The sequence below is a fragment of the Rhodanobacter sp. BL-MT-08 genome, assembly GCF_054161255.1.
Genome location: NZ_CP167872.1, coordinates 3191466 through 3209673, shown reverse-complemented (window position 1 = coordinate 3209673; position 18208 = coordinate 3191466). Strand labels below are relative to the sequence as shown.

Genomic DNA, 18208 nt, shown 5'->3' with positions numbered 1-18208 from the left:
TTTGCGCTGTACGCACCGGTGAAACCGGCCGCATCAGGTCAGCAAAACTCCCGAATTGTAGCCGGTGCTCCGGCAGCGCGGCAAGTTGCGGCGGATTCTCAGTTGAACCGACCGACCTGCGCCGCCATTTAGGCAGGACTTATGGCTATTACTCTGAAATCCCCCGAAGACCTCGAAGGCATGCGCGTCGCCGGCAAACTGGCCGCCGATGTGCTCGCCATGCTCAAGGACCACGTCAAGCCCGGTGTGACCACCGAAGAGCTGGATCGCCTAGCACACGACTACATTGTCAACGTGCAGCAGGCGATTCCGGCCAATGTCGGCTATCACGGGTTTCCCAAGACGCTGTGCGCCTCGGTCAATCATGTGATCTGCCACGGTATCCCGAACGAGGGCAAGGTGTTGAAGGATGGCGACATCGTCAATCTGGATGTCACCGTGATCAAGGACGGCTGGCACGGCGACACCAGCCGCATGTATTTCGTCGGCACGCCGTCGGTGCTGGCCAAGCGGCTGGTCGACACTACCTTCGAGGCGATGATGAACGGCATCAGGGCCGTGCGTCCGGGCGCCACGCTGGGCGACGTCGGTCACGCGATTCAGCAGCACGCCGAGGCGGCCGGCTTCAGCGTGGTGCGCGAGTACTGCGGCCACGGCATCGGCAAGGTCTACCACGACGAGCCGCAGGTACTGCATTACGGCAAGCCGGGTGCGGGCGTCGAGTTGAAGAAGGGCATGACCTTCACCATCGAGCCGATGATCAACGCCGGCAAGCCGCAGACCCGGCAGCTGCCGGACGGCTGGACTGTCGTGACCAAGGACCACTCGCTGTCGGCGCAGTGGGAGCACACTATCGCGGTGACCGATGACGGTTACGAAATCCTCACGGCGTGGCCCGACGCCTGAGTGATACGCCTGAATCGAGGCGTCGGACAGGGCGCTGCGATGGTTGCTCGGGTGAGATGATTCGCTGCGATGATTCTTCGGTCCAACGACGCGCGCGTATCGCAAATTTCTCACGGAGCCACGCTTAAGCTCATGTCGTCCATACCCAGTCTCGCCGCACTGCCGCCGCTGCCGCGCCTGCCTGTGGCGGTGCCGCGTTCCGGCGTATCGGCCGAGGCGAGACTGGCGCTGCGGCAGCTCTTGGGTGACGTCAACCGCACGCTGACGACGGCTTTTCGCAACGGTGGCGATGCCTCCGAGCTGGCACGCCGCCGCAGCGAGTCGGTCGAGCGGGTGGTGGCGCATGTATGGATGGCCTGTCTGGGCGACGTCAGTGGTGCAGCGCTTTTTGCCGTCGGCGGCTATGGCCGCGGTCTGCTTTTCCCCTATTCGGACGTCGACCTGCTGGCCCTCGTCGAGGCGCCGGCGCCGGCGCGCCTGCGCGCGCTGGAGCAGTTTTTCGCCACGCTGTGGGACGTGGGTCTGAAAGTCGGTCACGCCGTGCGCGATGTGGCGCAGTGCCGCCAGCTGGCATCGCACGATGTCAGCGTATTCACCAGCCTGCTGGACGCGCGCCGGCTGGCAGGGGATCCGGCGCTGGCCGAACCGCTGCGCGGCATCATCGATGATCCGACGCTGTGGCCGCCGGCAAAGTATCTGGCGGCGCGACTGGCCGAGCGTGACGCGCGCCACGCCCGCTACGACGACACTGCGCACAACCTCGAACCGAATATCAAGGACGGCCCGGGCGGTCTGCGCACGCTCGACGCCCTGCGCTGGCTCGGCCGCCGGCTGGCGCACGCGAACGGTTTTGCCGATCTGGTGACCGAGGGCCTGCTCGATTCAGCCGAGCAGCTGGCCCTGGAAGAATCCGAAGCGACGCTGCAACGCTATCGATACGCGCTCCATCTGGAAGCCGGCCGCGCCGAGGAGCGACTGCTGTTCGACTACCAGCGCGCGCTGGCGCAGCGGCTGGGCTTTGAGGACGAGCACGAAAAAAATCTCGGCGTCGAACAGTTCATGCAGGGCTATTACCGTGCCGCCACGCAGATCGAGCGGCTCGGTGTGCAGGTGGCCGAGCGTTTCGAGGAAATGCTTGAGACCCCGTCGGAGGCGCAGCCGGCCGGAGCCGATTTTGTGCGTTTCGGCAAGCGGCTTGCGGCACGCGATCCCGAGCTTTTCCTGCAGCGGCCGTCGGCATTGGTCGACGTGTTCATTGCGCGGCTCGATCAGCCGGGCGTGATCGGTTTTACCGCCGACACCATGCGCCGCATCCATCAGGCCACCGCCGCGCACGGTGAATCGCTGTCGAACGATCGCGGCGTGCTGGAGGCGTTTCTGCTTCTGCTTCGCCGCGGTGCGCCCGCGGTCAACGCGCTGTGGAGCATGAATCGACACGGCCTGCTGGCAGCGATTCTTCCGGCATTCGGCAAAGTGTTCGGCCGCATGCAGTACGACCTCTTCCACGTTTACACGGTGGACGAACACACCTTGCGGGTGCTGCACAACGTGGCGCGTTTCGCCGAGCCGTCGGCGCTTGTGGAATTTCCCGTCGCCTGCCAGATCTGGGGCACGCTGCCGAAGCCGGAAATTCTGCTGCTGGCGGCGCTGTTTCACGACATTGCCAAGGGGCGGGGCGGGGATCATTCGGTGCTGGGCGAGGACGACGCCCGTGCGTTCTGCGCGCAGCTCGGCCTGCCGCGCGGCGATATCGATCGCGTCGCGTGGCTCGTGCGCTGGCATCTGTTGATGAGCACCACGGCGCAGCGTCAGGACATTACGGACCCGGATGTGGTGCAGCGCTTTGCCGATCTTGTCGGTGATCGCGAGCGCCTCGGCCAGCTTTATCTGCTGACCATCGCCGACATCATCGGCACCAGTCCGCGCCTGTGGAATGCGTGGAAGGATCGGCTGCTGTCCGACCTCTACACCGCCACGCGCTACGCGCTGCGCAGCGACGTCAACCTGCCGCGCGATGCGACCGAGCGCGTGCGCGAGTGCTCGGAGCACGCGCTGGCGCTGCTGATGAATGATGGTTTCGCCGAAGCCGACGTGGTTCGCGTGTGGGCCGATTTTCCGCCGCTGAGTTTCATGCGCCATCGCCCGGAACAGATCGCCTGGCAGACGTGGGCGATCCTGGCGGCGAAGGGCAAGGTGCCGCTGGTTGCAGTGCAGCCTTTCTCCGTTCGCGGCAGCACCGAGCTTTTCGTTTACACCCCCGATCGCGACGGCCTTTTTGCCACGGTGACCGCGGTGCTCGATCGGCTGCGCTTTTCGGTGATGGAATCGCGCATTCTCAGTTCGCCGACCGGCATGGCGCTGGACACGTTTCTTTTGCTGGAAGCCGACACGCAGCAGCCGGCCAGCGCCGCACGCGCACAGGAGCTGCAAAAGCGGCTGCAGGGTGAGCTGGAACATCCCACCGGCATGCAGCCGTGCAAACGCAACATGACGCGTCATCAAAAGCATTTCCAGACGCCGCCGCGGATCACTTTTCATGCCGCCGGCGACCGCACCCAGCTCGCCCTGGTAGGCACCGATCGCCCCGGCATCCTGGCCGCGGTAGCGCAGGTGATGCTGGCCACCGAGGTGCGCGTGCACGATGCGCGTATCGCGACTTTCGGCGAGCGGGTGGAGGATTTTTTCCAGATCACCGATCGGCACAACGCGCCGCTCGCCGTGTCGCAGCAGGAACGGCTGCTGCAGGCGCTTATGTCCAGCATCGGGCCCGTCACACATTAGTCTGGCGGCCGTGCCGCTGCGACGATAACGGCGCATCTCCCGCGATTGAAAGGCCCGACGCCCGCGCTATTATCGGGAAGGCTGCGCTTTGCAGCGATCAGGGTCGATCCCGCCATGACGTATACGCTTGTCGAAACGCTGCACGTGCTTTTTGTGGTCGCGTGGATGGCGGCGGTTTTCTATCTGCCGCGAATCCTGGTGAACATGGCCGAGACGGTCGGTCAGGCGCCAGTGCAGGCGCGCCTGCAGCTGATGGGGCGTCGGCTGTATCGCTTCGGTCACGTCATGTTCGGGCTGGCTTTTGTGCTCGGGCTGGCGCTGTGGCAGGGTTGGAGGGTGTTTCCATCGGCGTTGCCGAACGTGGTCGGTCCGATGCACTGGATCGATGCCAAGGTCACCTTGGTGATTGTGTTGCTGATCTATTTCATCTTCTGCGGACGCATGCTCAAGCGCGCGGCGGCGGGCGGCTCGCTGCCGTCTTCGAAGGCTTTGCGCTGGACTAACGAGTTGCCGGTGCTGCTGCTGCTCGGCGTGCTGTACCTGGCTATTGCCAAGCCGTTTTGAGGACGGCTGAGCAGCCTGTTCGACGACGAACTGCGCTAAACTCAGGCTTCGATAATTGACCACGAGACAAGGTGGCCCGCGCCCCGCGCCGGCCGAGCGTGCGACATGGCAACTACCCGCTACCACTGCTGATTTTCCACGCCTTGTTTCGAAAGCAGGGGCGAAGCACCTTGCTTTTTGTCCGATACCCGCAGGCGTGGCCTAAGGCCTGCAGCCCAATACTTCATCAACGTGCGCTACCTGCGCGAACGTCCAGGGTTTTCCCATGATTGAAATCACGCTACCCGACGGCAGCAAAAAGCCGTTCGATCATCCCGTTACCGTGCAGGACGTGGCTGCCTCGATCGGCGCCGGTCTGGCCAAGGCGACGCTGGCCGGCAAGGTCGACGGTCAGCTGGTCGACGCCAGCTTTCCGATCGAGCACGACGCCAGCCTGCAGATCATCACCGACAAGAGCCCGGAAGCGCTGGAGATTCTGCGCCACTCCACCGCGCACTTGATGGGGCAGGCCGTGCAGCGGCTGTACCCCGGTGCGCAGGTCACGATCGGTCCGGTGATCGACAACGGCTTTTTCTACGACTTCGCCTACGAGCGGCCGTTTACGCCGGACGATCTGCCGAAGATCGAGGCCGAAATGGCCAAGATCGTCGCCGAGCAGTTGCCGGTGACGCGCGATGTGAAAACGCGCGACGAGGCCGTGGCGTTTTTCCGCGGCATGGGCGAGGAGTACAAGGCCGAAATCATCGAAGGCATCCCCGCCGATCAGCCGCTGTCGCTTTACACGCAGGGCGAGTTCACCGACCTCTGCCGCGGTCCGCATGTGCCCAACACCGGCAAACTGGGCGCGTTCAAGCTCATGAAGGTGGCTGGCGCCTATTGGCGCGGCGACTCCAACAACGCGATGCTGACCCGCATCTACGGCACCGCCTGGCTCAACGACAAGGACCTGAAGGCCTATCTGTTCCAGCTGGAAGAAGCTGAAAAGCGCGACCATCGCAAGATCGGCAAACAGCTCGACCTGTTCCATCAGCAGGAAGAGAGTCCGGGCATGGTGTTCTGGCATCCCAACGGCTGGGCGATCTGGCAGCAGGTCGAGCAGTACATGCGCAACGTCTACAAGCGCAGCGGCTACCAGGAAGTGCGCTGCCCGCAGGTGCTGGACGTCTCGCTGTGGAAAAAGTCCGGCCACTGGGACAACTACGCCGAGAACATGTTTTTCACCGAGTCGGAAAAGCACACTTATGCGCTGAAGCCGATGAACTGCCCCGGTCATGTGCAGGTGTTCAACACCGGCCTGCACAGCTACCGCGAGCTGCCGATCCGTTACGGTGAGTTCGGCGGCTGCCATCGCAACGAACCCTCGGGCGCACTGCACGGCATCATGCGCGTGCGCGCGTTCACCCAGGACGACGGCCATATTTTCTGCACACCCGAGCAGATCGAGTCCGAGGTCACGGCGTTCCATCGGCAGGCCATGCAGGTCTACGGCGACTTCGGCTTTCAGGACATCGGTCTGAAGATTGCGCTGCGTCCGGATAAACGCATCGGTACCGACGAAGTGTGGGATCGTGCCGAAGCGGCGCTTCGCGCGGCGCTGTCGGTGGCCGGCGTGCAGTGGGAAGAGCTGCCGGGCGAGGGCGCGTTCTACGGTCCGAAGATCGAGTACCACATGAAGGATTCGATCGGCCGCGCCTGGCAGGTTGGCACCATGCAGGTCGATTTCATGATGCCCGAGCGCCTTGGCGCCGAGTATGTGGACGAGCATTCGCAGAAAAAGCACCCGGTGATGCTGCACCGGGCCATCGTCGGTTCGATGGAGCGATTCATCGGCATCCTGATCGAGCATTACGCCGGACAGCTGCCGTCCTGGCTGGCTCCGGTACAGGCGGTGGTGCTCAATATCACCGACGCGCAGGGCGATTATGTCCGCGAAGTGACGCAAACCCTTGTCGATAAAGGCTTCCGGGTGCAATCGGATTTGCGCAATGAGAAGGTCGGCTATAAAATCCGCGAACATACGATGCAGAAAGTGCCTTATCTGCTCGTGGTCGGTGACCGCGAGAAGGAAACGGGTACCCTGGCCGTGCGTACCCGTTCGGGTGAGGATCTGGGCAGCATGTCGCTGACTGACTTTGCCGAACGACTGGTGACCGAAACCAAGCGCTGAGCGCCTGGCGGTCAGTTCAATTCATTTTTCTGGAGGATCGTGGTATCGCAACCACCGACAACAAAGGCAATCGTCGCAACCTGGAGATCCGTGTGCCACGGGTTCGTGTTATTGGTGCCGAGGCCGAACAGCTTGGCATTCTGACCCGCGACGAGGCGCTGGCGCTGGCGCAGGAAGCGGGCATGGATCTGGTCGAGATCCAGCCGAACGGCGATCCGCCGGTCTGCCGCATCATGGACTACGGCAAGTTCAAGTTCGAAGCGCAGAAGAAGGCGCAGGCCGCCAAGAAAAAGCAGAAGCAGGTCGAGATCAAGGAAGTGAAGTTCCGTCCGGTCACGGACGTGGGCGACTACCAGATCAAGCTGCGCAACATGCTTCGCTTCCTCGAAGAAGGCGACAAGGTCAAGGTCACCATCCGCTTCCGCGGCCGCGAGATGTCGCATCAGGACCTGGGCCAGAATCTGGCCAAGAAAATCCAGGAAGACGTCGGCGACAACGGCCAGATCGAGTCTTTTCCGCGTCTGGAAGGCCGTCAGATGGTCATGATGATCGGTCCGAAGAAAAAATCCTGAGGTCTTCGGCGGCCGCTGGCTGCCGTTTTCATCATCGGATGATGTGGCAAGCGGCGGCTGGCATGTCGCCGCGTTTGCCCGTACAATTCGCGGTTCGACCCGCCGGATGGGTCGTGCACCGATCGTGGCAGGACGGAAAGTGTGGCCGGATTCCCAAAGACTCCGAGGCACCGCCAGATCAGTCAGAAACTTAGGACGCCCACTCCAACAGGCGTCCTCACACCAAGGAAATAGTTATGCCCAAGATCAAGACCAACCGGGCGGCGGCGAAGCGTTTTCGCAAGACCGCGTCGGGCAAGATCAAGTGCGGCCACGCCTTCAAGTCACACATCCTGACCAAGAAGTCGACCAAGCGTAAGCGTGGTCTGCGTGCACCGAATCATCTCAAGGCGTGTGACACCAAGGGTGTAGCGCGCATGTTGCCGTACTTGTAAGACGAGGAGATAAACCATGGCTCGTGTAAAGCGTGGCGTTACCGCCCGTCGTCGTCACAAGAAAGTTATCGGTCGTGCCAAGGGCTATTACAACGCCCGCCGCAAGGTCTTCCGCGTTGCCAACCAGGCCGTCATCAAGGCCGGCCAGTACGCCTATATCGGCCGCAAGCAGCGCAAGCGTCAGTTCCGCGCGCTGTGGATTGTCCGTATCAATGCAGCGGCACGCATGTTCGGTCTTTCCTATAGCCGCCTGATCAATGGCCTGCTGCTCGCCGGTATCGAAGTCGACCGCAAGGTGCTGGCCGATATCGCGGTGCATGACATCAAGGCCTTCGAAGCGATCGCCGAGAAGGCCAAGGCCAGCATCGCCGAGAAAGCGAAGGCCACTAAGGCCGCTTGATCGTCAGGCGCTTCGGCGCCAGCGCGATGTGATTGAAAGCAAGCGGGGAAGAGGCGAAAACCTCTTCCCCCTTTCGTTTCTGGAATACGGTTTTTACGGAACGCGGCGTTTGTTGGACGTGCGTTTTTAAGGAACCTGGTTGGGGAATTCGCGGATCCGCTCAGTGGATCTATTTACTAGGCAAAACCGGAGTCGCATTGATGGACGACCTGGAAAGCCGCGCCACGCAGGCGCTGGCAGAAATCGACAAGTCCGACACGCTGGAGTCGCTTGATGCGCTGCGCGTGAGCCTGCTCGGCAAGAGCGGCATCGTTACCGCCGCCTTGAAATCGCTGGGCACGCTGGCGCCCGATGCGCGCAAGGCGCGCGGCGCCGAAGTGAACACGGTCAAGGATCGTCTCGCCGAGGCACTGGCCACACGCAAGCAGGTTTTGGAGCAGGCCGAGCTCGATCGACGCCTGGCGTCGGAGAAGCTTGACATCAGCCTGCCGGGTCGCGACGGCGAGCGCGGCGGTATTCACCCGATTACGCGAGCGCTGGAACGCATCGCGTCGATCTTTTCGCGCCTGGGCTACCAGCGCGCCGACGGTCCGGAGATCGAGGACGACTGGCACAATTTCGAGGCGCTGAATTTTCCGCCGCACCACCCCGCGCGCGCCATGCACGACACCTTTTACTTCGGTGACGGCCGGCTGCTGCGCACGCATACCTCGCCGGTGCAGATCCGCTCGATGAAGGACAGGCAGCCGCCGATTCGCATCATCGCGCCGGGCAAGGTCTATCGCAGCGATTCGGATCAGACCCACTCGCCGATGTTTCATCAGATCGAAGGTCTGCTGATCGATGAAACTTCCAGCTTCGCCGATCTGAAAGGCACGCTGGCCGAATTCATCCGCGCGTTTTTCGAGCGCGACTTCGAGATGCGCTTTCGCCCCAGCTATTTTCCGTTCACCGAGCCGTCGGCCGAGGTCGATATCCGCTGGGATGCTGAAGACGGCAGCACTCGCTGGCTCGAAGTGCTGGGTTGCGGCATGGTGCATCCAAACGTGCTGAAGAACTGTGGCATCGATCCGGAGCGCTACACCGGCTTCGCCTTTGGTCTGGGCGTGGAGCGCTTCGCCATGCTGCGCTATGGCGTCTCCGACCTGCGCGCGTTCTTCGAGAACGATCTGCGCTTTCTCAAGCAGTTTGCTTGAGGTAGAGCGGGAACAGTGAATAGAGAGGCGGGGAACAAAAGCATTTCCGATAGCCTGCCGTTCCCCGTTCCCGTCAGTCAATCCACAACCCTTCAAGCCGCTATCAAATCATGAAATTCTCCGAAAACTGGCTGCGTGAACTCGTTGAGATAAAGGCCGACCGCGCCGAGCTGGCGCACGCGCTGACCATGGCCGGACTTGAGGTGGAGGAGCTGACCGCGCTCGGCGAGCATCTCGATGGCGTCGTCGTGGCCGAAATCATTGCTGCCGAAAAGCATCCCGAAGCGGATCGTCTGCAGGTGTGCAAGGTCGACGCGGGCTTGGCCGAACCGCTGCAGATTGTCTGCGGTGCGCCGAACGCACGCGTCGGCATCAAGGTGCCGCTGGCCAAGGTCGGCGCGAATCTCCCCAACGGTATCGCGATCAAGGCGGCCAAGCTGCGCGGGGTGGAATCGTTCGGCATGCTTTGTTCGGCGAAAGAACTGGCTATCGACACCGATGCATCGGGCTTGCTGGAACTGCCGCTCGACGCGCCGGTGGGTCAGCCGCTGGCGGCTTATCTCGGCCTGCCCGACGCCAGCTTCGAATTGAAGCTCACCCCGAATCGTCCCGACTGCCTGGGCCTGGTTGGCCTCGCGCACGATGTGGCCGCCTTGTTTGGCAGCAGAGTGAAAGTCGCCGAACAGGCGCCCGCAGCGGTGACCACCGATACCCGTCGCGGCATTCGTCTCGAAGCCGGCAAGGATGCGCCGCGCTACCTGGGCCGTATCGTCGAAGGCATCGATCCGACGGCGCGCAGCCCGCTCTGGCTGGCCGAGCGCTTGCGCCGTTCCGGTTTGCGCTCCATCAGCGCGGTGGTCGACATCACCGCGTACGTGATGCTGGAACTGGGTCAGCCGATGCATGCGTTCGACAACGACAAATTGCACGGCGACATCGTCGTGCGCCACGCGCGCGCGGGTGAAACCCTGAAACTGCTCGACGGCAGCGAAGCCAGGCTCGATGAAAAGTTTGTGCTGATCGCCGATGAGCAAAACGCGCTCGCGGTTGCCGGCGTGATGGGCGGCTTCGATTCGCGGGTGACCGACGCCACGCACAACGTTTTTCTCGAGTCGGCGCACTTTGTCCCCGCAGCGATCATGGGACGCGCGCGCAAGCTGGGTCTGCATACCGATGCGTCGCATCGCTTCGAGCGCGGCGTCGATCCCGAGCTGCCGCGGCGTGCGCTGGAGCGCGCCACCGAGCTGCTGCTGTCTATCGCCGGCGGCAAGGCCGGCCCCGTGCTGGTAGCCGAGAATCTCGCCGATCTGCCAACGCCCGTGGCGGTCACCTTGCGTCGCGCACGCCTGAAGCGCGTGCTCGGCGTCGAGGTGGCTGACGCGGAGGTAGCGCGCATCTTCACCGCGCTGGGCATGACAGTGCAATCGACCGGTGAAGGCTGGCGCATCACGGCCCCCAGCAGCCGCTTCGATATCGAGCGCGAGGAGGATCTGATCGAAGAAGTTGCGCGGATCTTCGGCTACGACAATATCCCCACGCATACGCCGGCCGGTGCGCTGGTGCTGGCGGTCGAGCCCGAGGCCCGTATCAACGAGCTGGCGCTGCGTGAGCAGCTCGCCGCGCGCGGATATTACGAAGCGGTAAACCTTTCTTTCGTGGCGGCCGATCTTTTGACCCGCTGGGGTTTCACCAATCGACTGGTTCCCCTGGCCAATCCGCTATCGGCCGATCTGGCGATCATGCGGCCGTCTCTGTTGCCGGGGTTGATCGAAGCGTTGCGGCACAACCGCGCGCGCCAGCAGGAGCGTGTACGCCTTTTCGAAGTCGCCAGCGTGTTCGAGGCGGGCGATCCGCCGCGGGAAACGCCGAGCGTGGCCATCGTCGCCTGCGGCAACGCGCGCGCAGAGCAGTGGGGCGAGCCATCGCGCACGCTCGACTTCCATGACCTCAAGGGTGATCTCGATGCCTTGATCGCGTGGGGTGGCGAGCCATCGCGCTGGTCGGTCCGCGCCGACGCCCTGCCGGGCTGGCTGCATCCGGGTCGCGCGGCGCGGGTGGCGCGCGACGGTCAAACCGTTGGCTATCTTGGTGCGCTGCATCCCCAGCTGGCCAAGGCCCTGGATTTGGGCGCCGATGTGCACGTGCTGGAACTGGCGCTGGAGCCGGTGCTCGCCCGGCGCCTGCCGAGCGCCCAGCCGGTATCGCGATTCCCTACGGTGCGCCGCGATATCGCGATGGACCTGCCCGAGGAAGTGAGCTGGTCGCAGATTGAGCAAACCGTGCGTTCAACCCTGGGTACAGGGCTGAAGGAAGTTCTGCTATTTGACCGTTACAGCGGCAAAGGCGTCGAAGCCGGCCGAAAAAGCCTCGCTATGGGCTTGATTTTACAGGACGCTTCACGCACCCTTACTGATGACGACGCGGACCGTTGCGTACGGGAAGCAATTGCTGCGTTGGAGCAAATATGCAAGGCAAAGCTACGGGGATGACATGGCGCTGACCAAGGCGGAGATGGCCGAGCGGCTATTCCTCGAAGTGGGCCTCAACAAGCGTGAGGCAAAAGAATTCGTGGACGCGTACTTCGAAGAGGTGCGTGGCGCTTTGGAAAACGGGGAGCAGGTCAAACTGTCCGGTTTCGGCAACTTTGATCTGCGTTTGAAAAACCAGCGGCCTGGACGCAACCCAAAAACCGGTGAGGAGATTCCGATCTCTGCCCGGCGCGTGGTGACGTTCCGTCCAGGACAAAAACTCAAGGTAAGAGTCGAAGGATATGCTGGACCAAGGGAATAACACCGAACTGCCTGCCATACCGGCCAAACGCTACTTCACCATCGGTGAGGTGGGCGAACTCTGCGGTGTGAAGCCTCACGTCCTGCGCTACTGGGAGCAGGAGTTTCCTGCGCTCAATCCAGTCAAGCGCCGCGGCAACCGCCGTTACTATCAGCGCCACGACGTGCTGATGATTCGTCAGATTCGTTCGCTCCTGTACGACGAAGGTTTCACTATCACCGGCGCGCGCGCGCGCCTGGAAGGCCCGCAGGCGCGTATGGAAGCCAGCATTTCCCATCAGATCGTGCGTCAGGTGCGCATGGAACTGGAAGAAGTACTCACGCTGCTGCGCCGCTGATAAAGCACGCTGTGTTTTTGCTTCCGGGATGTAGCGACGTCCTGCTAGAATGTTCGACTTGAATGCAGTCGGGGCGTAGCGCAGCCTGGTAGCGCATCTGCCTGGGGGGCAGAGGGTCGTGGGTTCGAATCCCGCCGCCCCGACCAATTCAGCGAGTAAGAAAAAGCGCCTTTTGGGGCGCTTTTTTGTTGGCGTGGAAAGCCGGGTCGTCCCATGCTGCGATGACAAGCGGTCAGCAAAAAGCCACCGCTAGCCGAGTCGATGCGTGTCGACGGCATGAGTCGTATGCGGGATTATGCGTTGTTGTGCGCGCAGGCACATCGCGAAACGGGTATCTGGCTGGCGGCACCCGTCAATGCGCATGCCGAACGCGAGCGGCGGATCCAGCGCCAGCATGACGTGACCCGGCGCGACGCCATGAACCCGCGGGTTTCAACACACTTCTTTATCGGCTCCATCACGTCGCCAAGGCTACGGTGTAATGGATTAGGCGCAACGTTTGCAGTGCGCCGCTTAAAGGAGCAACTGATGCACAAGATTCCTTCGGGTACCTGGGTCGTGGTCGCCGATGGCACCCACGCTCGCCTGTTTCACAATGTTGGCAAGGGTGATGCGCTTCGCCTGATGCAGGAAGACATCATGAAGTTCGAAATGGTCGACGAGCAGGGGCAGGGTCCGTCCGGGCATCGTCCACCCGAAGAGAGCCCCGAGCAGAATGACGAAGCAACCTTTGCCAAGCAGCTCGTTCATCGCCTGAACGCCGCGGCGCTGAAGCAGGAATTCGAGCATCTTTTCCTGATCGCCGATCCCAAGACGCTGGGCGAGATAAGGCCGCAGCTGCATGTTGAAACGAGCAAGCGCATCACCGGCGAGCTGGCCAAGACGCTGACCAATTCGACGCTGGAAGACATCGAGAAAATTCTGAAGGCCAACGATTGATCGAGGCATTCCCCGGCTCGGCGTTTCATACTGAAATCGCTTGACGGGTTGTCCATAAAAAAGCGCCCAATGGGCGCTTTTTTTGTGAGGGTAGATCGATCGCGGGGCGTCAGTGAGTTGCTGAAATCGGCACCCTCCTGAAGCCCGTTGATGTGGTCTACTGGTGAACAGGCCCGCTCAATAGAGCACGCGACTGCGCAAGGTTCCGGGTATCGCCGCCAGCTGGCTTTTCAGCGCGGTAGCCTGTGCTTCATCGGCGGTCACATCGATGACGACGTAGCCGACCTCGCTGTCGGTTTGAAGAAACTGGGCGTCCACATTCATATTGCCGCTGGAGAACAGCTCGTTGATGCGTGCGAGCATGCCCGGCACGTTGCGATGGATATGCAGCAGGCGGTAGCTGTTGGGGTGCTCGGGCAGGGTCACCTCGGGGAAATTCACCGCCGACAAAGTCGAGCCGTTGTCGCTGTAGCGAATCAGCTTGCTGGCTACCTCGATGCCGATATTGTCCTGCGCTTCCAGCGTGCTGCCGCCGATATGCGGGGTGAGGATCACGTTGTCCATGCCGATCAGCGGCGAGACGAACGCGTCGTCGTTGCCCTTGGGTTCGACCGGGAACACATCGACCGCCGCACCGGCCAGATGACCGGCGCGCAGCGCCTCGGCCAGCGCATCGATATCCACCACGGTGCCGCGCGAGGCGTTGATCAGCATCGCGCCCTCGCGCATCGTCGCCAGCTGCTCGGCACCAATCATCATCTGCGTGGACGGCGTTTCGGGCACATGCAGGGTCACCACGTCGGCGCGTTCCAGCAGCTCGTCCAGGCTGTGCACGGCGCGCGCGTTGCCGAGCGAAAGCTTCGCTTCGATGTCGTAGAAGATCACCCGCATGCCCAGCCCCTCGGCCAGCACGCCGACCTGGGTACCGATGTGGCCGTAGCCGACGATGCCCAGCACCTTGTCGCGCGTTTCGAAGCTGCCGGCGGCCGACTTGGTCCAGCCGCCGCGATGGCACAGCGCGTTCTTCTGCGGGATGCCACGCAGCAGCATGATCGCCTCGGCAATCACCAGCTCGGCCACGCTGCGCGTGTTGGAGTAGGGCGCGTTGAACACCGGAATACCGAGCTTGCGCGCCGCGTCCAGGTCCACCTGGTTGGTGCCGATGCAGAAGCAGCCCACCGCGATCAGCCGCTTGGCGTGCGCCAGCACGTCGTCGGTAAGCTGGGTGCGCGAACGGATGCCCACGATGTGCGCATCGGCGATGCGCTGCTTGAGCTCGGCTTCGGGCAGCGACTTCGTGTGCAGTTCGACCTGGCTGTAGCCGGCCCGGTGGAACACCTCGACACCGCTGGCGCTGACGCCCTCGAGCAGCAGCACCTTGATGTCTTGGCGGGGATACGAGGTTTCCATGACGACCTTCTGCAGAAATGAAGGTCTTTACTATGCCAGAGCGCGGTACTCCGTGTGGCGATGCAACACTGGACGCGGTGGCGGGCGGCTGGCAGGCTTCCCTGGTCACCCGGAGCCCCGAATGTCGCCCAACCCGCTCGCCGAACTGATCCACCGCCTGCCCGCATTGCGCGTGCTCACCGAGCCGGGCGATCTCGAGCACTACGGCCGCGACTGGACGCGCCGGTGGACGCCCGCGCCGCTGGCGATCGCGCTGCCGGCGAGCATCGACGAGGTGCAGGCCATCGTGCGCTGGGCCAACGACTGCAACGTTGCGCTGGTGCCATCCGGCGGGCGCACGGGCCTGTCCGGCGGCGCGGTGGCGGCCAACGGCGAACTGGTGCTGAGCCTGGAGCGGATGAATCGCGTGCTCGACTTCAACGCCGTCGATCGCACGCTGACCGTGCAGCCGGGCATTACGTTGCAGGCGGTGCACGATGCGTCAGCGGAACACGATTTGATGTATCCGGTCGATTTCGCGGCGCGCGGCTCGTGTTCGATCGGCGGCAACATCGCGACCAATGCCGGCGGCATCCGGGTGATCCGCTACGGCAACACGCGCGACTGGATTGCCTCGCTGAAGGTGGTTGCCGGCAACGGCGAGCTGCTCGAGTTCAACCGCGGTCTGATCAAGAACTCCAGCGGCTACGATTTTCGCCAGCTGATGATCGGTTCGGAGGGCACCCTGGGCATTGTGGTCGAAGCCACGCTAAAGCTCACCGATCGACCGCTCCCCGCACAGGTGATGCTGCTGGCGCTGCCCGACATGGACGCGCTGATGCAGGTGTTTGCGCTGTTTCGCGCGCAGCTGTCGCTGCAGGCTTTCGAGTTTTTTACTGATCACGCCCTGCATCACGTGCTGGCGCACGGTGGGCAGCGCGCGATCGAGGGAGAACATCCGTATTACGTGGTTACCGAGTTCGATGCAGTCGACGAAAAGACGCGGGAGCTCGCGCTGGCGACTTTCGAGCAGGCGGTGGAAAAAGGCTGGGTCAGCGACGGCGTGCTGGCGCAGAGCGATGCGCAGGCCGCCGCGCTGTGGCGGCTGCGCGAAGGTATCACCGAAAGCCTGGCGCCGCATCGGCCGTACAAGAACGACGTGTCGGTAAAGGTCAGCGCCGTGCCGGCGTTTCTGCACGAAATGCAGGCGCTGCTGACGCAGGAGTATCCGCATATCGAGGTGGTCTGGTTCGGCCATATCGGTGACGGCAATCTGCACATCAACGTCCTGCGTCCGGATGATCTGGACGAGGACGCGTTCATCGCGCAGTGCGAACATGTGACCAAGCTGCTGGCCGCCACGCTGAAGAACCACGGCGGCAGCATCTCGGCCGAGCACGGCATCGGCCTGGTCAAGCGCGCGTATCTGGAAAGCACGCGCGATGCGGCTGAAATTCTGCTGATGAAGGGCGTGCGCAAGGTGTTCGATCCGCGCGGCATACTCAACCCCGGCAAGCTGTTTACCGACGGCTGAAATCGGCTCGACAGCGCTTGCGTGGTAGCCTTGGACGCCAAGTTTGCACGCCTCCTGGAGCCAACATGCCGTCGACCCTGCGTTCGCTGTATCCCGAGATCGAGCCCTTCAACAGCGGCACGCTGGCGGTGTCGCCGCTGCACACGCTGTACTACGAAGAGAGCGGCAATCCGAACGGCAAGCCGGTAGTGTTTCTGCACGGCGGTCCGGGCGGCGGCACCAACCCGAAGTGTCGGCGCTTCTTCGATCCGGCAATCTATCGCATCGTGCTGTTCGATCAGCGCGGCTGTGGCAAATCCACGCCGCATGCGGAGCTCACCGACAACACCACCTGGGATCTCGTCGCCGACATCGAACGCATACGCACGCACCTGTCGATCGATCGCTGGCAGGTGTTCGGCGGCTCATGGGGCTCGACCCTGGCGCTGGCCTATGCACAAACGCATCCGGCCAGGGTGACCGAGCTGGTGCTGCGCGGTATTTTTCTGCTGCGTCGATCCGAGCTGGAGTGGTTCTATCAGCAAGGCTGCAACGCGCTGTATGCCGACGCCTGGGAAACCTATCGCGACGCGATTCCCGAAGTGGAGCGCGCCGACATGATGAGCGCCTACTACCGCCGCCTCACCAGCCCGGACGCGGCGATCCGCGTCGCTGCCGCGCGCGCATGGTCGGTGTGGGAAGGCGCGACGAGTTATCTGTGGCAAGACCGCACGCACATCGCCTCCAGCGGGCAGGACGAGTTTGCGCTCGCGTTCGCCCGCATCGAGTGCCATTACTTCGTCAACGGCGGCTTTCTCGAGCATGACGATCAGCTGCTGCGCAATGTCGAGCGCATTCGCCATATTCCCGCCGTCATCGTGCAGGGCCGCTACGACGTGGTCTGCCCGATGCGCAGCGCGTGGGATTTGCATCGCGCCTGGCCCGAAGCGGATCTGAAGATCGTGCAGGATGCGGGGCATTCGGCGTTTGAGCCGGGCATCATGCATGAGTTGCTGGAGGCGACGGATCGATTTGGTCGTGAGTAATTTTTGGCGGGCTTGATCGCATGCGTCATGTTTCGAATTTTTAAGGCTACAGCTTTCGCCCTCCTGCGGAGTGCGAGTCACTTCTCTTTTGCTTGTCCAAAAGAGAAGTAACCCAGAGAAAACGACACCCCACTTGGCGCTTGCCGGGCTTTGCCCGACAAGTCCGTGAATTGAAGCCGGGCTTTTCGACAGCACGTCCGTGTGCTGGCGAAAAGGAATCGGCATCGTGCCGATTCCCCTGGCGGGCCTGTCGTCTTCAATTCACCGCCGCATAGGGGAGTTTGAAAAGCACCGCGCTTTTAGCGCTCTTGAGAAGCGACATACGTTTACCCTGAGCGTAGGCCAGCAGGGCCGGAGTCGAAGGTCGTGTGCTGAAACCGGTAAGCGCATGATGCGCGACAATCACCTGTTCGATGTCGGGCCAATTTCAATCGTTCGACGGCAGCTGCTTCGTTCCAAAAATCTTGTCGCCCGCATCACCCAAGCCTGGCAGGATGTAGCCGTTTTCGTTGAGGTGATCGTCGATGGCGGCGGTGTAGATCTCGATGTCGGGATGGGCGGCTTCAATGTTTTTGAGGCCTTCGGGAGCGGCCACAAGAAAGATGCCTTTGATGCGTTTGCAGCCGGCGGCCTTGAGCATGTCGACGGTCGCGATGAGGGTGCCGGCGGTGGCGAGCATGGGGTCGACGATGAGGGCGATGCGCTCGTCCATGCGGCCGCTGAGTTTTTCGTAGTAGGTGACGGGTTGCAACGTCTGCTCGTCGCGCTGCAGTCCGACCACGCTGACCTTGGCCGACGGAATCATGTCGAGCACGCCGGGCAGCATGCCCAGGCCCGCGCGAAGGATCGGCACGATGGTGATCTTTTTGCCCTTGATGCGCTGCACCGGCACGGGATCCCCGGCCCAGCCGGTGATGGATTCCTCGACCGTTTCCAGATCGGCGGTCGCTTCGTAGGTCAGCAAGGCGGCGACTTCACCGGCCAGTTCGCGAAATTCCTTGGTGCTGATGCCGGCGCGGCGCATCAGGCCGAGCTTGTGCCGAATCAGCGGATGGCGAACTTCAACAATCTTCATGCACGATGCTCTTCGTTGGCGATGCACGGGTCCGCAGTTGATCCGTGCCGATAACGCCTGAGCTTAACGAAGCAACCCCGCATGCGCACCTCGATGATC

At 62.6% G+C, this 18208-nt stretch carries 16 protein-coding genes and 1 tRNA gene; 15 read left to right on the top strand and 2 right to left on the bottom strand.

What is annotated here, in order from left to right:
- Positions 1-141 precede the first annotated feature (141 nt).
- The 13 genes from map to ACDK93_RS14240 all read left to right on the top strand — a co-directional run bounded on the left by map (position 142) and on the right by ACDK93_RS14240 (position 13086).
- Positions 142-906 carry a type I methionyl aminopeptidase gene (gene map / locus ACDK93_RS14300; RefSeq protein WP_179479399.1) on the top strand — a complete coding sequence of 255 codons (765 nt, stop codon included), beginning with the start codon at positions 142-144 and terminating at the stop codon, positions 904-906.
- Positions 907-1038: 132 nt separating this feature from the next.
- Entirely contained in the window at positions 1039-3687 is a 2649-nt protein-coding gene (glnD, locus tag ACDK93_RS14295) for a [protein-PII] uridylyltransferase (protein ID WP_458069512.1), read from the top strand.
- A 114-nt stretch (positions 3688-3801) separates the two neighbouring features.
- Positions 3802-4251: a CopD family protein gene (locus ACDK93_RS14290; protein WP_458069510.1), complete on the top strand. Its 450-nt coding sequence runs from the start codon at positions 3802-3804 to the stop codon at positions 4249-4251.
- A 265-nt stretch (positions 4252-4516) separates the two neighbouring features.
- Positions 4517-6418 carry a threonine--tRNA ligase gene (gene thrS / locus ACDK93_RS14285; RefSeq protein WP_458069508.1) on the top strand — a complete coding sequence of 634 codons (1902 nt, stop codon included), beginning with the start codon at positions 4517-4519 and terminating at the stop codon, positions 6416-6418.
- A gap of 44 nt (positions 6419-6462) precedes the next feature.
- Positions 6463-6990 (top strand): translation initiation factor IF-3, encoded by a 528-nt coding sequence (gene infC / locus ACDK93_RS14280; protein WP_458072477.1) that lies wholly within the window; start codon positions 6463-6465, stop codon positions 6988-6990.
- A 236-nt stretch (positions 6991-7226) separates the two neighbouring features.
- Complete coding sequence (gene rpmI / locus ACDK93_RS14275; RefSeq protein ID WP_077445148.1) at positions 7227-7424, top strand: 50S ribosomal protein L35; 198 nt, start codon at positions 7227-7229, stop codon at positions 7422-7424.
- A 16-nt stretch (positions 7425-7440) separates the two neighbouring features.
- Positions 7441-7824 (top strand): 50S ribosomal protein L20, encoded by a 384-nt coding sequence (gene rplT / locus ACDK93_RS14270; protein ID WP_458069506.1) that lies wholly within the window; start codon positions 7441-7443, stop codon positions 7822-7824.
- 200 nt (positions 7825-8024) lie between these two features.
- On the top strand, positions 8025-9020 hold the full coding sequence (pheS, locus tag ACDK93_RS14265) for a phenylalanine--tRNA ligase subunit alpha (RefSeq protein ID WP_458069505.1): 996 nt from the start codon (positions 8025-8027) through the stop codon (positions 9018-9020).
- 110 nt (positions 9021-9130) lie between these two features.
- The gene (gene pheT, locus ACDK93_RS14260) at positions 9131-11509 is read left to right on the top strand and encodes a phenylalanine--tRNA ligase subunit beta (protein ID WP_458069504.1); all 2379 of its coding nucleotides are present in this window, start codon (positions 9131-9133) and stop codon (positions 11507-11509) included.
- A gap of 1 nt (position 11510) precedes the next feature.
- Positions 11511-11810: an integration host factor subunit alpha gene (gene ihfA, locus ACDK93_RS14255; protein WP_458069503.1), complete on the top strand. Its 300-nt coding sequence runs from the start codon at positions 11511-11513 to the stop codon at positions 11808-11810.
- Positions 11791-12147 carry a MerR family transcriptional regulator gene (locus ACDK93_RS14250; RefSeq protein ID WP_056386704.1) on the top strand — a complete coding sequence of 119 codons (357 nt, stop codon included), beginning with the start codon at positions 11791-11793 and terminating at the stop codon, positions 12145-12147. The genes ihfA and ACDK93_RS14250 overlap by 20 nt, the downstream gene beginning before the upstream one ends.
- A 69-nt stretch (positions 12148-12216) precedes the next feature.
- Positions 12217-12293, top strand: a tRNA-Pro gene (locus ACDK93_RS14245).
- A gap of 115 nt (positions 12294-12408) precedes the next feature.
- The gene (locus ACDK93_RS14240) at positions 12409-13086 is read left to right on the top strand and encodes a host attachment family protein (protein ID WP_458069501.1); all 678 of its coding nucleotides are present in this window, start codon (positions 12409-12411) and stop codon (positions 13084-13086) included.
- A gap of 177 nt (positions 13087-13263) precedes the next feature.
- Here ACDK93_RS14240 and serA read toward each other — a convergent pair whose 3' ends face one another.
- Entirely contained in the window at positions 13264-14496 is a 1233-nt protein-coding gene (gene serA / locus ACDK93_RS14235) for a phosphoglycerate dehydrogenase (RefSeq protein WP_458069500.1), read from the bottom strand.
- 121 nt (positions 14497-14617) lie between these two features.
- Between serA and ACDK93_RS14230 the strand changes: the two genes are divergently transcribed.
- Together ACDK93_RS14230 and pip are read left to right on the top strand one after the other, a co-directional pair.
- A complete protein-coding gene (locus ACDK93_RS14230) occupies positions 14618-16009 on the top strand; it encodes an FAD-binding oxidoreductase (protein WP_458069498.1) in 1392 nt (463 codons plus the stop codon).
- A gap of 77 nt (positions 16010-16086) precedes the next feature.
- The gene (gene pip, locus ACDK93_RS14225) at positions 16087-17034 is read left to right on the top strand and encodes a prolyl aminopeptidase (RefSeq protein WP_458072475.1); all 948 of its coding nucleotides are present in this window, start codon (positions 16087-16089) and stop codon (positions 17032-17034) included.
- A gap of 427 nt (positions 17035-17461) precedes the next feature.
- Here the strand turns inward: pip and upp are convergent, their stop codons facing one another.
- Positions 17462-18109, bottom strand: coding sequence for a uracil phosphoribosyltransferase (upp, locus tag ACDK93_RS14220; RefSeq protein WP_458069496.1), 648 nt, complete (start codon positions 18107-18109; stop codon positions 17462-17464).
- Positions 18110-18208: the final 99 nt, after the last annotated feature.

Bases quoted from the DNA above. Each gene is read 5' to 3' on its own strand.
- map (WP_179479399.1), top strand. From the start codon at position 142: ATGGCTATTACTCTGAAATCCCCCGAAGACCTCGAAGGCATGCGCGTC.
- glnD (WP_458069512.1), top strand. From the start codon at position 1,039: ATGTCGTCCATACCCAGTCTCGCCGCACTGCCGCCGCTGCCGCGCCTG.
- ACDK93_RS14290 (WP_458069510.1), top strand. From the start codon at position 3,802: ATGACGTATACGCTTGTCGAAACGCTGCACGTGCTTTTTGTGGTCGCG.
- thrS (WP_458069508.1), top strand. From the start codon at position 4,517: ATGATTGAAATCACGCTACCCGACGGCAGCAAAAAGCCGTTCGATCAT.
- rpmI (WP_077445148.1), top strand. From the start codon at position 7,227: ATGCCCAAGATCAAGACCAACCGGGCGGCGGCGAAGCGTTTTCGCAAG.
- rplT (WP_458069506.1), top strand. From the start codon at position 7,441: ATGGCTCGTGTAAAGCGTGGCGTTACCGCCCGTCGTCGTCACAAGAAA.
- pheS (WP_458069505.1), top strand. From the start codon at position 8,025: ATGGACGACCTGGAAAGCCGCGCCACGCAGGCGCTGGCAGAAATCGAC.
- pheT (WP_458069504.1), top strand. From the start codon at position 9,131: ATGAAATTCTCCGAAAACTGGCTGCGTGAACTCGTTGAGATAAAGGCC.
- ihfA (WP_458069503.1), top strand. From the start codon at position 11,511: ATGGCGCTGACCAAGGCGGAGATGGCCGAGCGGCTATTCCTCGAAGTG.
- ACDK93_RS14250 (WP_056386704.1), top strand. From the start codon at position 11,791: ATGCTGGACCAAGGGAATAACACCGAACTGCCTGCCATACCGGCCAAA.
- ACDK93_RS14240 (WP_458069501.1), top strand. From the start codon at position 12,409: ATGCGTGTCGACGGCATGAGTCGTATGCGGGATTATGCGTTGTTGTGC.
- serA (WP_458069500.1), bottom strand. From the start codon at position 14,496: ATGGAAACCTCGTATCCCCGCCAAGACATCAAGGTGCTGCTGCTCGAG.
- ACDK93_RS14230 (WP_458069498.1), top strand. From the start codon at position 14,618: ATGTCGCCCAACCCGCTCGCCGAACTGATCCACCGCCTGCCCGCATTG.
- upp (WP_458069496.1), bottom strand. From the start codon at position 18,109: ATGAAGATTGTTGAAGTTCGCCATCCGCTGATTCGGCACAAGCTCGGC.